Here is a 13,650-nt window from a genome sequence, read left to right on the forward strand (position 1 = left end):
CAGTGATGCTCCCCGTCCACATGCCTGCCCCGCCAGCATTCGCGACGCGATACGGCAGCCGCAAAGAAAAAGACCGCCCTGAGGCGGCCTTTTGTATACAAAAACAGTTATCGGATCTTGCAACCCACTGAACGTTGGGATTCAGCTTCTATCTCACCCGTTCTGTACGAAAGGACTGCCTGCCCTTGCCGGCCAATAGCCCGTCCGCTTAGGGAAGCAAGCAGTCGAGTACAAGGAGCTAAGCACTCCCCTTAGTGACCACCACCCGAATCGATGGCCTTCAGCTCCGCAATCAGGCGATTGGCGGCTTCCTGCCCATCGGCATACAGCATGCGGCAGTTTTCCGCGTAGAACAGCGCATTCTCGATACCGGCAAAGCCTGCTCCCTTGCCGCGCTTGATCACAATCACCTGTCGCGCATTGATCACGTCGAGAATCGGCATACCGTAGATCGGCGACGATTTGTCGGTCTTTGCCACCGGATTCACCACATCGTTCGCGCCAATCACGATGGCCACGTCGCAGGTGGAAAACTCTGGATTGATGTCTTCCATATCGGCAATCAGGTCATAGGGCACGCCCGCTTCGGCCAGCAACACATTCATATGGCCGGGCATGCGGCCCGCTACCGGATGGATGGCAAACTTGACCTGCTTGTCGCGTTTGATCAGCTGCTGCGACAGTTCCCAGATCTTGTGCTGCGCCTGGGCCACGGCCATGCCGTAGCCCGGCACGATGATGACCTTCTCCGCCATGTACAGCATCGATGCCGCATCGGATGCTTCCACCGCTTTCTGCGAACCGGCGATCTCCGTACTGCCGCCACCGCCTCCGCCGAAATTGGAGAACAGCACATTGCTGATCGAGCGGTTCATGGCCTTGGCCATCAGGCGCGTAAGCAGGGTGCCCGCCGCACCGACTACCGTACCGGCGATGATCAGCGCCACATTGCCCTGTACATAACCTTCGAAAGCGACAGCCAGGCCGGTAAAAGCGTTGTAGAGCGAAATGACCACGGGCATGTCGGCGCCGCCGATCGGCAACGTCATCAGCACACCGAACAACAGCGACACGGCGAAAAAGCCGATCACGACGCTGGTATTGAGCTGGAATACCAGCGACAGCCCCAAGCCCAGCGCGCTGAGGAAGAACAGGCCGTTGACCAGCTGTTGCCCGCTGAAGCGGAAGGTCTTGTCCATCCAGCCCTGCAGCTTGGCGAAAGCGATCAGCGAGCCGGTAAACGAGATGGAACCGATCAGCGCTCCGATCACGGCCAGCGCGATCTGCGCCTTGCTCAGTACGTGCAGGCCCGTGCCGGTGGAGGCACCGATCAGCGCCGCGGCACCGATCGCCGCCGCCGAGCCACCACCCATGCCGTTGTACAGCGCCACCATCTGCGGCATGTCGGTCATCGCGACCTTCTTGCCGGAAACCCAGGCGAATACCGTGCTGATGCCGATCGCCAGCACCATCAGCAGCACATTGGCAATGTTGCCGTGGAAGAACGTCGCCACCGTCGCCACCAGCATGCCGATGCCGGCCCACTGGATGCCGCTTCGCGCCGTCACCGGCGACGACATGCGCTTGATGCCGAGGATGAACAGCACCGCCGCGGCGAAATAGCTTGCCTGGACCAGGTAATGCAGGAGCGTAGCCTTGTCCATTATTTCGCCCCTTCCTTCTTGCTCGATTTGAACATTTCCAGCATGCGCTCGGTCACGACATAGCCGCCTGCGGCATTGCCGGCGCCGAGGAACACGCCGATGAAGCCGATCACCTGCTGTACCGGCGTGGTCGCCTCCCCCAGCGCGATCATCGCGCCGACCAGCACGATGCCGTGGACGAAGTTGGAGCCGGACATCAGCGGCGTATGCAGAATCACCGGCACGCGGCTGATGATCTCGTGCCCGGTGAAGGCGGCGAGCATGAAGAGATAGAGGGCGATTTCACCGCTGATCATGTCCATTCCCCAGATACGCGTTGCAGGTGTTTCCGGACCAGGCCGGGAAGCGTCATTGCGAGGGCGCCGCAGCGCCTTGGCCGCTGCTTCATGAACCGTCCACCAGGGTGCGGGTCGGTTCGTGGCGGATCTCGCCCGCATGAGTGAGGCACGTCTTGGCAATCAGCTCGTCGTCCCAGTCCAGGTTCAGCGCGCCGTCCTTGAGGCTCAGCTCAAGGAAGTTGAACAGGTTGCGCGAATACATTTCGCTGGCGTGGATGGGCGCGCTCGACGCCAGATTCACCGGACCGATGACGCTGACGCCGTTTTTCGACACGACGGTCCTGCCCGCTTCGGACAATTCCACATTGCCGCCCGTTTCCGCGGCAATGTCGACGATGACGGCGCCGGGCTTCATGCCTTCGACCATCGCGGTGGAGATGATGCGCGGCGCCTTTCGCCCCGGCACGGCCGCCGTGGTGACGATGACGTCGATGCCTTTGAGGTGCTCGGCCAGGGCACGCTGCTGCTGTTCGCGCTCCTCGGCGGTCAGCTCGCGGGCGTAGCCGCCGCTGCCGGCGGCACTGACCCCCAGATCGAGGAATTTCGCGCCCAGCGACTCGATCTGTTCCTTGGTTTCCGGACGTACGTCGAAGCCTTCCACCTGGGCGCCAAGACGGCGCGCCGTCGCGATGGCCTGCAGGCCGGCCACGCCGGCACCGACGATCAGCACCTTGGAGGGACGTATCGTGCCCGCCGCCGTTGTGAGCATGGGAAAGAACTTGGGCGAGGCCTCGGCTGCGATCAGCACCGCCTTGTAGCCGGCTACGCCGGCCTGGGACGACAGCACGTCCATGGCCTGCGCGCGCGTGGTGCGCGGCAGCAGCTCCATGGCGAACGCGGTGATCTTGCGGTCGCGCAGCGCGCGGATGCGTTCGGGCGCCAGATGCGGCTGCAGCAGGCCGATCACCACGCTGCCTTCGCGCAATTGCGCAATTTCTTCCAGGCTGGGCGGCTGCACCTTGAGCAATACATCGGCGCGGCCCAGCGTGGCCGCGGCATCGCCGGCGACTTCGGCATCTTTGTAGGCCGCATCGGGAAAGCTGGCAGGATCGCCGGCGCCCTGCTCGATCAGCACGCTCGCGCCCTTGCCTTTGAGCTTTTTCGCTACTTCCGGCGTCAGGGCTACCCGGCGCTCGTTGGAACTCGTCTCGCGAACTACCGCGACGTTCACTGCCATGTGCCACTCCCCAGTACCAAGCCCCCTGATCCTAGCCCATGCCGGTAGCGGAGGTAAGTCGGCACTTATGCCATGAGCGCGAATGCGCCGCCGCCCTGCCCCGAGGGCGCCGCCATCGGCCGCCGCCATTTGCCACAAATCCGCGGGAACGCGTCCGATTCGCCGCATCCCGGCGCCGCGGCAGCGGCGAAGGCGCGCGTAGCGGCCTGCTAAACTGCCGCATTCTTATGGCGAATCCCCCTATGTCACTGCTCAAACTGCTCAACGAACGACGTTCGGTGCCTTCGCGCCAGCTGGGCGAACCTGGCCCTACGCCGGTCGAGCTGGACGCCCTGCTCGAAGCCGCCGTGCGCGTGCCTGACCACGGCAAGCTGGTGCCGTTCCGCTTCATCCTGATTCGCGGCGAGGCGCGCCTGCACCTGGGCAACCTGCTTGCCCGCACCACGCTGGCGCGCAACCCGGATACGGCACCGGCCCTGGTGGAGAAGGACCGCGACCGTTTCAGCTTCGCCCCACTGATCGTCGCCGTGGTGTTCAGTCCCGACGACCAGCAATCCAAAGTGCCGGCGCAGGAGCAGTTGCTCACTGCCGGCTGCGTCGCCTACAACCTGCTGCTAGCCGCCCAGGGCCTGGGCTATAGCGCGCAATGGCTGACCGGCTGGGCCGCCTACGACGCGGAAATCCTCACGGCGCTGGGCCTGAAGAACAACGAACGCCTGGCTGCATTCGTGCATATCGGCAGCGCCAAGGAAGCGGCGCCGGAGCGCCTGCGACCGGATCACCGCAGCCTCATCAGCGAATGGCAGGGCTAGATGAGCCAGGCCACCATCCACCTGGTCGATGCCAGCCTATACGTTTTCCGCGCCTGGCACTCAGTGCCGCCGGAATTCTTCGACGTCGATGGCCGGCCGGTGAACGCGGTCTACGGCTTCACCCGCTTCCTGCTCGAGTTCATCGAAAAGACGCGGCCCTCGCACGTGGCGGTCGCGTTCGACGAATCGCTGACCAGTTCCTTCCGCAACGCGATCTACCCCGAATACAAGGCCAATCGCGAACTGCCGCCGGAAGAACTGAAATTCCAGTTCGCTTATTGCAAACGCATCGCTGCCGCGCTGGGCATGTGCGTGCTCAGCGACGTGTTCTACGAAGCCGACGATCTGATCGGCAGCGTAGTCCATGCCCTGCGTCCGCAGCAGTTTCGCGCCGTCATCGTGTCGGCCGACAAGGATTTCGGCCAGCTCATCGCAGACAACGACGAACTTTGGGATTTTTCCAAGAACATACGTTGGAACATGCAGGGTGTAAAAGAGCGCCTGGGCGTGCATCCGCACCAGGTTGCCGACTACCTCGCCCTGACCGGCGATGCGGTCGACAACATTCCCGGCGTTGCCGGCATCGGCGCCAAGACCGCCGCCACCCTGCTCGCGCATTTCGGCAGCCTTGACGCAATCTACGCGCGCATCGAGGAAATTCCGTTTCTGCGTTTCCGCGGTGCGGCGGCAGCCCATGCGAAGCTCAAAGCCGGCGCAGCGGCCGCGCACCTCAGCCGCAGCCTTACCGGCATCGCCTGCGACTGTCCGGTCCCGGCCAAAGCGGACAGCTTCGCCCGCAACGCCCCCGACCTGGCCGATGCGGAACACCTGCTGGAACAGCTGCGCTTCGGCCCGCTGACGCGCTCGCGCATCCGCCAGCTGGCCTGATCCGCAAACAGGAACGGCCGCCTGAAGGCGGCCGTTCTGCGTAGCGATCGGGCGGTTCCGGTTTATTTGTCCGTCGGCTTCTTGTCGCTTTCAACCTTCTTGTCCGCGCCCGGGGCCTGGTAAATCATCTTCGAATCGGGACCGGTCGGAATCGGTTTCGCGCCGGCCGAAATGCCGGGCATGTCCCAGGCAAAGCGCAGGCTGGTCTTGTAGACCTTGGTCGGCTGCAACATCTTTTCGTCGGCCAGCACGCCGTGGCTGTCGTACAGATCGCGCTGGCTGTTGGTAACGAAATAGAAATCGTCACCGGCCACGGCACCGTTGCCGAGCAGGTCGAAATCCGGCTTGGCGGCTTCCAGCGGCATTGCCGCGGTCACATTGCGGCCGTCCTTGTCCAGCTTCAGTCGCATCACGCGCTGCGGCATCATGTTGTCCTGCACCAGTATCAGGCAGCCGTCATACCAGAACAGCGAAGACACGCCGCCGACGACCAGCGTTTCCGGCGAATGGTTGACACCGAAAGGCTTGCCGGTGGACAGGTCGATGCCGAACAGACCCAGGGCCGGATCGGCGAAATACAGATTGCGGCCATCGCCGGATACGGCCAGGCCGCTGATGCCGGTAAGGCTGGGGTTGCTCGTGACCAGGGCAAGCTTGTCGCCGTCGAGCTTGTAGATTTCGCGCCGCGCCGGATCGGCCACATAGACGCGGCCGTCGCCGGCTACGCTGACGTAGGCAAACAGATGTCCGGCCTTGTCGCCGATCGCGTACTTGCCCAGCTGCTTGCCGCTGGAAAGGCTGTACTTGAGCAGGTAGGACTTGTCGACCATGTCGGCGGTATACGACTTGTAGACCGGCGCGCCGTAGCTGGCGACCCAGAGCACGTCGTTGGCGGCATCGACCTTGAGGTCGAGCACGCTGTAAAGACCGTTGGCCACATCGGGCTTGATGAACTCGCTGAGCTTGCCGTCGCTGCCGGCACGGTAGATCGCACCGTCACGGGCGCTACCGACCAGCAGCTGCTTGCGCTTGGCATCCCAGGCGAGGGCTTCGAGCAAGGTATCGCCCTTGGGCAGCTGCATCGCGACCTTGCCTTCGCCGAAGGGCTTGGCGTTGGCATCGAGGTTGGCGACCACGTAGTCCCATACCTTGGTGCCGTGCACCTTGGCAAATACCGGGTCGTTGCCCACCGGATAGGCAAAGCCGAGGTTCTGCATTTTCAGCAAGGCGTCGTAGGTGCGGCTCTTGTCGCCCTGGCCGGCATAGACCTGGGCCAGTTGCAGGCGCAAGGCGCCGGAATTCGGGTAAAGCTCGACCAGGCGTTCCATAGCCCAGATGAAGCGCGGCAGGTCGCGGCCGTTGTAGAACTGGGCCAGCTTGGTCAGCGCTTCGCGGTTACTGGTGGATTTGATCTGCTGTTCACTGAGATTCTCCGCAGCGCGCTGGCGCGCCGCATCCGGCGATTCGGCTGCCGCCGGCGCCTTGTTCGCGGCGGTGGGCTTGGCGGCAGGCTGCTGCGCCTGGGCGGCGGCGGCCGCGCACAGGCTCAGCACGGCATAGGCAAGGGCTTGAAGTTTCATGCGGAAAGTCCGGAAGATCGAAGAAAGGCGGGCCACAGACCGCAGGTGCCGGGAATAGGTTCCGGGCCGGCAGGACGCGCAGGAACAGGCAACGATGGACGAAACCGAGGTACTTTTCAACGGACGCTGGCTAAGGCTGTGCAAGCGCGGCAAGTGGGAATACGCCGAGCGCACCAATCCGGGCGGCGCGGTCATCCTTATCGCCTGCACGCCGGAAGACAAGGTCATCTTCGTCGAGCAATGGCGAGAGCCGCTGCGCCAGCTGGCGATTGAACTGCCCGCCGGCCTGGTCGGCGACGAGCCTGGCAATGGCGAAGAGCACCTGCTGGAAGCCGCGCGGCGCGAACTGCTGGAGGAAACCGGCTACCGCTGCGGCCGCCTCGAACACTATTTCACTGGTCCCAGTTCGTCGGGCATGAGTACCGAGACGGTCGCCGTGGTACATGCCTTCGATCTGGTGCGCGAACACGCCGGTGGCGGCGTGGCGGGCGAAAACATTACCGTGCACGAAATTCCGCGCCACGAGGCAGCACGCTGGCTGCTCGACAAGGCAGCCAGCGGCTATGCGGTAGACCCGAAAGTATTTGCCGGCCTGTATTTCCTCGAACACCCGGGCGGCTGAGTCCGCCAGTATTCGAACGCTGCCGGCGGCGCTTCAGCCACCGGCAATCCATACCGAGCTTGCGTCGATCTGCAATTCCTGCGGCTTCGGCTTGCTGCCTTCGCTGGCAAGGTGCTGCATTTCCTTTTCGTCCAGCTTCTTAACGCTGAGCTTGCCGTAGACCACAGCTGTGCTGCGCGCATCCTTGGGGACGCTGAAACTGTGTCCGCTCATGAACACGCGGGCGAAGGATCCGCCGTCTTCCAGCACCATCCAGCAGCCCTGTTTCTGGCACACCTCGGTGATGCGGCCCTGGAAAGCCTGGGGCGCGGCACTGTGCTGTTCCGGCTGCGCTGCCGCCTTGGAAATCATCACCGGCTCGCCGGTTGGCATGATGGTGCCGTAGTAGGCGCCGCCCTTGCCCGTGGCGACCGGAGTCGGCCTCTGTGCGGGTGCCTGTGCATGCCCGCCGTGGGCACCTTCGTGCGCCTGCACCGCGCCGGCCGCAAGCGCAATCGCCAAACCACAAATCCACTTGTTCATGACTACTGCCTCGATTGGAATGGACCACAGCGAAAACTAGTTCACGCCGCCAGCGCGGTCAATTCGGCCAGTTCGTCAGCGGTGCCGAATTTTCCCTTGTCGTCGCGCACCACACGCGCCAGCGCGCATTCCGCATCGTGGGTGAAGAACAGACGCACGCCACGCGCCAGCTTGTCTTCGAGAAAGCGGCGCTTCTCGTCGATCAGCATTTCCGGATAGCGGTCATAGCCCATGGTCACCGGCAGATGTACCCAGGGCCGGCCCGGAATCAGGTCGGCACAGAACACCACGCCGCCGTCGCCACCGATCTGCGCCAGCATCAGGCCCGGAGTATGGCCGTCGCTGTATTCGAAGCGTACCGAGCGGCCCAGCGCCTGCGAATACTCGCCATCGACGATTTCCAGCCGGCCGGACGCTTCCAGCAAGGGCTGCAACTCTGCAATGAACGAAGCGCGGTCGCGCGGGTGCGGCGATCGTGCACGCTCCCAGCATTCGCGGCTGACCAGGTAGGTCGCGTCAGGAAACAGCAGCCGCGGCGGCTGGCCCGGCTCATGTGCGGCAAGCAGGCCACCGGCATGGTCGAAATGCAGATGCGACAGCACGACGACATCGATGTCGGCATCGCCGAAACCCGCGGCCTGCAGCGAATCCAGCAGCACATGGCGCGACTCGACCACGCCAAAGCGCTCGCGCAGTCTGGGTTCGAAAAACGCGCCTATGCCGGTTTCGAACAACACGCGCTTGCCGTCCAGCCCATCCACCAGCAGGCAGCGGCAGGCCAGCGGGATGCGGTTGTCGGCATCGGGCTTTATCCACTTTTCCCACATGGGACGCGGCACGTTGCCAAACATGGCGCCGCCGTCGAGTTTCTGCGAATTGCCCAGCAGGGACCACAGTTTCATTGCCTGACTCCGAATGCTGGGCGCGCCGCGGCAGCGCCTGGCTTATTTGACCAGCGCCGTACCCGATACGCCGCGCGAGTCGCTGCCGCCGCGCAGTTCGCCGCTCTGCCGGTTCCAGTCGACCGCATTCATGAAGCCCCAGGGACGCTCGCCTTCGCTCAAGGTATGGCCCATCTGCTGCAGCTGCTTGCGCTCGTCCAGGCTGAAGGTGTCTTTCTCGATGGAAATGACGTCGGGCAGGAACTGGTGGTGATAGCGCTTGTTGTCCACCAGCTTCTGCGGCGCATCGCCGTCGAACCAGGCCAGGATGCCTTCCAGCACCATGGTGATGATGCGGCTGCCGCCGGGCGTGCCGATGACCAGCGTTCGCTCTGGACCCACGACAAAAGTCGGCGTCATCGACGACAGCGGCCGCCGGTACGGCCTGGGCGCATTCGCGTCGCCGCCGACCAGGCCGTAGGCGTTGGGCACGCCGGCCTTGAGCGCGAAATCGTCCATCTCGTTGTTGAGCAGGAAACCCGTGCCCGGCACCACCACAGCGGCGCCGTAGGGCAGATTCACCGTCTGCGTCGCGGCAACCAGATTGCCATCCGCATCAATGATGGAGAAATGCGTGGTGTCGGTGCCCTGCGCCGGTGCCATGAAGCCGGGCAGGCTGTCGCTGGGCGTGGCTTTCTTCGGATGGATCGAAGCTCGCAGGCCGGCGGCATACAGCGGACTGATCAGCTCAGCCACGGGCATTTTCACGAAATCCGGATCGCCCAGGTATTCGGCGCGGTCGCGATAGGCACGGCGCATGGCCTCGACCACCAGATGCGTGCGTTCCACGCCGCGTATTTTGGAAAGATCGTAGCCTTGCAGAATGTTCAACATTTCCGCCAGCGCAATGCCGCCCGACGACGGCGGCGGCGCAGTAACCACCTGGTGGCCGCGGTACTGGAACACGATGGGCTCGCGCTCCTTGACCTGGTAGCGGGCCAGATCGTCCAGGCTCCAGTTGCCGCCGATTTTCTTTACGCCGTCGACCAGCTTCGTCGCGTACTCGCCGCTGTAGAAACCTGCATGGCCCTTGTCGGCGATAATCTCCAGAGTCTTGGCCAGGTCCGGATTCTTCAGCACCCAGCCCTGCACCGGCACCGTCCCCTTGGGCAGGAACAGCGCGCTCGCGCCCGGATCGCGCGCAATGACGTCCTTGCGCAGCCCGAGAAACATCAGGCTGCGGGCATCCGGCGCGAAACCGTTCCGGGCCAGGCGTATCGCCGGCGCCAGCGATTTCTTCAGCGGCAGCTTGCCGTAGTGTTCAGCCATCCAGACCAGCGCCGCGGGTTCGCCCGGAATACCGGCCGCCAGCGGGCCGTTCACCGATTTGTCCCGGTCCAGCTCGCCCTTGGCGTCGAGGTATTGTCTGGCGTCGGTTGCACCCGGCGCCATCTCGCGCGCATCCAGCATCACCTGCCGTCCGTCGGACACGCGATGCAGCAGGAAGAACGCACCGCCGCCTATGCCCGAGCTCTGCGGCTCGACCACCGACAGCGCAGCACTGACGGCAACTGCCGCGTCGAAGGCGTTGCCGCCCATGCCCAGCACTTCGAAACCGGCCTCGGTGGCGAGCTTGTGCGCGCTGGCGATGGCCGCCTTGCCCGGCTTCTCGGCCGCGTGGACGGGCAGGGCCAGAACCAGCACACAGGCCAGGAAATAGCGGCGCAATTGCATCATGCGGTCTTCTCCGGTTGAGTCAGCTCCGCATATTTGTGCAGAAGTTCATCGCGCGACTCGGTATGCGCGGGATCTACCAGGATGCACTCCACCGGGCAGACTTCTATGCATTGCGGTACTTCGTAGTGGCCGACGCATTCGGTGCAGCGCGACGGCGCGATCTCGTAGATCTCCGGCCCCATCGCGATCGCCTTGTTCGGGCAGACCGGTTCGCAGACGTCGCAGTTGACGCAGAGTTCGGTAATTTTAAGGGCCATTCGGCAACAAGTGGCGCCGGGCAGGCGGCTATCAAGCTGCCCGCCCGGCGCCCGCTTGCTCGCTTATTTCATTTCAACGAAGCGGAAGGTTGCGCCCGACGCCGCAACGGCTTCCTGCACCCGGGGCTGGTCGGCGGCGGCGCCGATGAACAGCACGATCACGTCCTTGAACGCGCCGGCCTTGGCATCCTTGAACGCGTCGATGATCAGGTCGCCGGTCAGCTTCGAATCCGGACCGCCGAACGCCATCATGTTGCCCGGCAGCACGGTGCGCGCCACAACGGTGCGCACGTTTTCCAGCTGGTTGATGCGCTCGTCCTGCAGCGCCTGCTCTTCGCCGCCCGGCACGAAGTACATGTACGGACGGCCCGAGGTCACACCGCTCATGTTGCGCTTGACCACGTCGACCAGATACGCCTTCCAGGCCGGGCGATCGGTGCTGGTGGTGGGCATTTTCACTTCGACCGCGACCGGCGCCGGCGCTTCGGCTTCCTTCTTGTCGCAGGCGGCCAGGGCGAGGGTGGAAACGATGCCGATCAGGGCAGCTTGCAGAAACTTGCGCATGGGAATCACCTGCATGGGAAGGGGAAAAACCTGGAACGTCAATTGCTGCGCCAACGCTGGCGCAATGCCTGCTGCACGGCCGGATGCACGAACCCGGAAACGTCGCCGCCCAGGCGGGCGATTTCGCGTACCAGCGAAGAAGAAATGAAGCTGTACTGCTCCGCAGGAGTAAGGAACAAGGTTTCCGCCTCGGGAATCAGATGCCGGTTCATGCTGGCGAGCTGAAATTCATACTCGAAATCCGACACCGCCCGGAGTCCGCGCAGAATCACACCGGCACCGATCTCGCGCACGAAATCGGCCAGCAGCACGGAGAATCCGCGGACTTCCACATTCGGCATGCCGGCCAGGGCGAGGCGCGCCAGGGCTATGCGCTCGTCCAGGGTGAAGCACGGCCCCTTGCTGGTGCTGTCGGCGACGCCGACGACGACGCGTTCGAACAGTGGCGCCGCCCGACTGACCAGGTCGATATGACCATTCGTGATCGGATCGAATGTGCCGGGATAAACCGCGATACGGGCCATTGGCAATAACAACCGTGGGCTGGGAACTTAACCGTCCAAGCTTAAGCCAAGGCCGCGCCGCGGCGATAGAGCACATGCCTGACCTCGCCGCTGCGTCCCTGCCGGTGCAACAGCCAGTCGGCCGGCAACGGCGGCTCGATGTCGGCCGGAGATTCCACATAGATCAGCGCCGCCGGCGCGAGCAAGCCGCGCTGCTGCAACAGATTCGCAGCCTCGGCCCATAGCCCGGCCGCAAATGGCGGATCGAGGAAGACCAGGTCGAAGGTAGACGTTTCACGCCGCAGCCAGCCCAGCGCATCGTCGTTGGCCACGCGGCCGCGCGCCTGCTTCAGCCGCAGCAGGTTGTCGCGCAGTGCCGCAGCCGCGCCGGCATCGCGCTCGACGAAAACCACTTCGGCCGCGCCGCGGGACAGCGCTTCCATGCCCAGTGCGCCGGTGCCGGCGAACAGATCCAGGCAACGCGCACCGCCCACATAGGCATTCAGCCAATTGAACAAGGTCTCGCGCACGCGCTCGGGCGTCGGCCGCAGCCCGGGCAGATCGGGCACGGCCAGGCGCGAATTGCGCAAATGGCCGCCGATGATGCGGATCTTGCCGGGCGCTGCGGCAGCTTTGGCTGGCGCGCGTGCAGGCCGGACGGAGGTGCGGCGGGTCGGTGGTAGCATGGCGCGATATTCTCGATGAATTTCCCGCCTAATGTTCAAGTTCTGGAAGAAGAAGCCCAAGCCGGAAGAGACGCCGGTGCCGGCTACGCTCGCCACGCAAACCAGTCTGGCCGAAGCGTTATCCGCAGCTGCCGACAACGCCCAACTGAGCGAAATTGCAACATTGCCCGAAGCCGGTGCCGTCGCCAGTGCACCGGCCGAATTCGCCGCCGTGGAGCCGGCAGCGCCGGCCGCCGTCGAACCGGTGCCCGCCGCCGTCACGCCGCCGCCGTTGCCGCCGCTGGAAGAAGAAACCCCGCCTGCTGCTGAGACCAGTGCGCCGGCCAGGCGCAGCTGGCGCGAACGCCTGTCGGGCAGCGCGTTCGCGCGCAGCCTCGGCACGCTGTTCTCGCGCAAGCCCAAGCTCGACGAAGACCTGCTGGAAGAGCTGGAAACCGCACTCATCACGGCCGACGTCGGCATCAGCGCCAGCACCGAATTGGTCGAATCCCTGCGCAAGCGCCTGAACCGGCGCGAATTCGCCGATGCCGACCAGCTGCTGGCCGCGCTGCGCCAGGCGCTGATCGCCCTGGTACAGCCCATCGCCCAGCCGCTGGTCATGGCGACGCAGCACAAGCCGTTCGTCGTCCTGATGGTCGGCGTCAACGGCGTCGGCAAGACCACGACCATCGGCAAGCTGGCCCGGCGCTACCAGCAGCAGGGCCTGGACGTGATGCTCGCCGCTGGCGACACCTTCCGTGCCGCGGCCGTGGAACAGCTCAAGACCTGGGGCGAACGCAACCGTGTGCCGGTGGTTTCGCAGGGATCGGGCTCGGACGCCGCCAGCGTGATCTTCGACGCCTTGCAGTCGGCGCGATCGAAAAACCTCGACCTGCTGATTGCCGATACCGCCGGGCGCCTGCATACCCAGACCGGTCTCATGGATGAGCTGGGCAAGATCCGTCGCGTACTCGGCAAGATCGACGCCGGGGCGCCGCACGAAGTGCTGCTGGTCATCGACGGCACCACGGGCCAGAACGCGATCAACCAGGTACGCCAGTTCCGCGCCGCAATCGGCGTGACCGGCCTGGTGGTGACCAAGCTCGACGGCACCGCCAAGGGCGGCGTGATCTTCGCCCTGGCCAAGGAATTCGGTCTGCCGGTGCGCTTCGTCGGCCTGGGCGAAAGCCTGGACGACCTGCGCGAATTCGACGCGACCGCCTTCGTCGACGGCCTGCTGCCGGGCGCGATCGGCGCGTGAGCACAGTGCAGAAATGGGAAAGTACAAAAGGTGGACGTGGCGGCGATTGCTCGCCGCCACGTCCGCTCACGCTTTCCGCCAGGGGGGCCAGCTTGGGCGCGAGTAGCGCCGTCGGACGCTCCATCCTGGATAGTCGTGACGGCCTGCGCATTATGCATGGCCGTTGAATATCCATCAAT

At 64.4% G+C, this 13,650-nt stretch carries 15 protein-coding genes; 4 read left to right on the forward strand and 11 right to left on the reverse strand.

Annotation, left to right across the window (positions count from 1 at the left end):
• Nucleotides 1–251 precede the first annotated feature (251 nt).
• The 3 genes from DFR29_RS19925 to DFR29_RS19935 form a co-directional block, all read right to left on the reverse strand.
• The gene (locus DFR29_RS19925; RefSeq protein WP_133820393.1) at nucleotides 252–1,664 is read right to left on the reverse strand and encodes an NAD(P)(+) transhydrogenase (Re/Si-specific) subunit beta; all 1,413 of its coding nucleotides are present in this window, start codon (nucleotides 1,662–1,664) and stop codon (nucleotides 252–254) included.
• Entirely contained in the window at nucleotides 1,664–1,960 is a 297-nt protein-coding gene (locus DFR29_RS19930) for an NAD(P) transhydrogenase subunit alpha part 2 (protein ID WP_133820394.1), read from the reverse strand. The genes DFR29_RS19925 and DFR29_RS19930 overlap by 1 nt, the downstream gene beginning before the upstream one ends.
• Before the next feature lie 88 nt (nucleotides 1,961–2,048).
• Nucleotides 2,049–3,179 carry a Re/Si-specific NAD(P)(+) transhydrogenase subunit alpha gene (locus DFR29_RS19935; protein ID WP_133820395.1) on the reverse strand — a complete coding sequence of 377 codons (1,131 nt, stop codon included), beginning with the start codon at nucleotides 3,177–3,179 and terminating at the stop codon, nucleotides 2,049–2,051.
• 242 nt (nucleotides 3,180–3,421) lie between these two features.
• Between DFR29_RS19935 and DFR29_RS19940 the strand changes: the two genes are divergently transcribed.
• Both DFR29_RS19940 and DFR29_RS19945 read left to right on the forward strand, forming a co-directional pair.
• Nucleotides 3,422–3,991 carry a nitroreductase family protein gene (locus tag DFR29_RS19940; RefSeq protein ID WP_243746122.1) on the forward strand — a complete coding sequence of 190 codons (570 nt, stop codon included), beginning with the start codon at nucleotides 3,422–3,424 and terminating at the stop codon, nucleotides 3,989–3,991.
• Nucleotides 3,992–4,879: a 5'-3' exonuclease gene (locus DFR29_RS19945; RefSeq protein ID WP_133820397.1), complete on the forward strand. Its 888-nt coding sequence runs from the start codon at nucleotides 3,992–3,994 to the stop codon at nucleotides 4,877–4,879.
• Nucleotides 4,880–4,941: 62 nt separating this feature from the next.
• Here the strand turns inward: DFR29_RS19945 and DFR29_RS19950 are convergent, their stop codons facing one another.
• Nucleotides 4,942–6,459, reverse strand: coding sequence for an SMP-30/gluconolactonase/LRE family protein (locus DFR29_RS19950; protein ID WP_133820398.1), 1,518 nt, complete (start codon nucleotides 6,457–6,459; stop codon nucleotides 4,942–4,944).
• Nucleotides 6,460–6,553: 94 nt separating this feature from the next.
• Between DFR29_RS19950 and DFR29_RS19955 the strand changes: the two genes are divergently transcribed.
• Nucleotides 6,554–7,081, forward strand: coding sequence for an NUDIX hydrolase (locus tag DFR29_RS19955; RefSeq protein WP_133820399.1), 528 nt, complete (start codon nucleotides 6,554–6,556; stop codon nucleotides 7,079–7,081).
• Between the two features lie 33 nt (nucleotides 7,082–7,114).
• Here the strand turns inward: DFR29_RS19955 and DFR29_RS19960 are convergent, their stop codons facing one another.
• The 7 genes from DFR29_RS19960 to rsmD all read right to left on the reverse strand — a co-directional run bounded on the left by DFR29_RS19960 (nucleotide 7,115) and on the right by rsmD (nucleotide 12,231).
• Entirely contained in the window at nucleotides 7,115–7,603 is a 489-nt protein-coding gene (locus tag DFR29_RS19960; protein ID WP_133820400.1) for a DUF4920 domain-containing protein, read from the reverse strand.
• Between the two features lie 41 nt (nucleotides 7,604–7,644).
• Nucleotides 7,645–8,505, reverse strand: coding sequence for an MBL fold metallo-hydrolase (locus DFR29_RS19965; RefSeq protein ID WP_133820401.1), 861 nt, complete (start codon nucleotides 8,503–8,505; stop codon nucleotides 7,645–7,647).
• Between the two features lie 42 nt (nucleotides 8,506–8,547).
• A complete protein-coding gene (gene ggt / locus DFR29_RS19970; RefSeq protein ID WP_425598866.1) occupies nucleotides 8,548–10,218 on the reverse strand; it encodes a gamma-glutamyltransferase in 1,671 nt (556 codons plus the stop codon).
• Complete coding sequence (locus DFR29_RS19975; RefSeq protein WP_133820403.1) at nucleotides 10,218–10,478, reverse strand: YfhL family 4Fe-4S dicluster ferredoxin; 261 nt, start codon at nucleotides 10,476–10,478, stop codon at nucleotides 10,218–10,220. Before DFR29_RS19975 ends, ggt begins: the two co-directional genes overlap by 1 nt.
• Nucleotides 10,479–10,541: 63 nt before the next feature.
• The gene (locus DFR29_RS19980) at nucleotides 10,542–11,042 is read right to left on the reverse strand and encodes a hypothetical protein (protein WP_133820404.1); all 501 of its coding nucleotides are present in this window, start codon (nucleotides 11,040–11,042) and stop codon (nucleotides 10,542–10,544) included.
• Between the two features lie 38 nt (nucleotides 11,043–11,080).
• Complete coding sequence (gene coaD / locus DFR29_RS19985; protein ID WP_133820405.1) at nucleotides 11,081–11,578, reverse strand: pantetheine-phosphate adenylyltransferase; 498 nt, start codon at nucleotides 11,576–11,578, stop codon at nucleotides 11,081–11,083.
• 29 nt (nucleotides 11,579–11,607) lie between these two features.
• Nucleotides 11,608–12,231, reverse strand: coding sequence for a 16S rRNA (guanine(966)-N(2))-methyltransferase RsmD (rsmD, locus tag DFR29_RS19990; RefSeq protein WP_133820406.1), 624 nt, complete (start codon nucleotides 12,229–12,231; stop codon nucleotides 11,608–11,610).
• A gap of 31 nt (nucleotides 12,232–12,262) precedes the next feature.
• Between rsmD and ftsY the strand changes: the two genes are divergently transcribed.
• Nucleotides 12,263–13,471, forward strand: coding sequence for a signal recognition particle-docking protein FtsY (ftsY, locus tag DFR29_RS19995; protein WP_133820407.1), 1,209 nt, complete (start codon nucleotides 12,263–12,265; stop codon nucleotides 13,469–13,471).
• Nucleotides 13,472–13,650: the final 179 nt, after the last annotated feature.

This window comes from Tahibacter aquaticus, from assembly GCF_004363655.1.
Classification (GTDB): domain Bacteria; phylum Pseudomonadota; class Gammaproteobacteria; order Xanthomonadales; family Rhodanobacteraceae; genus Tahibacter; species Tahibacter aquaticus.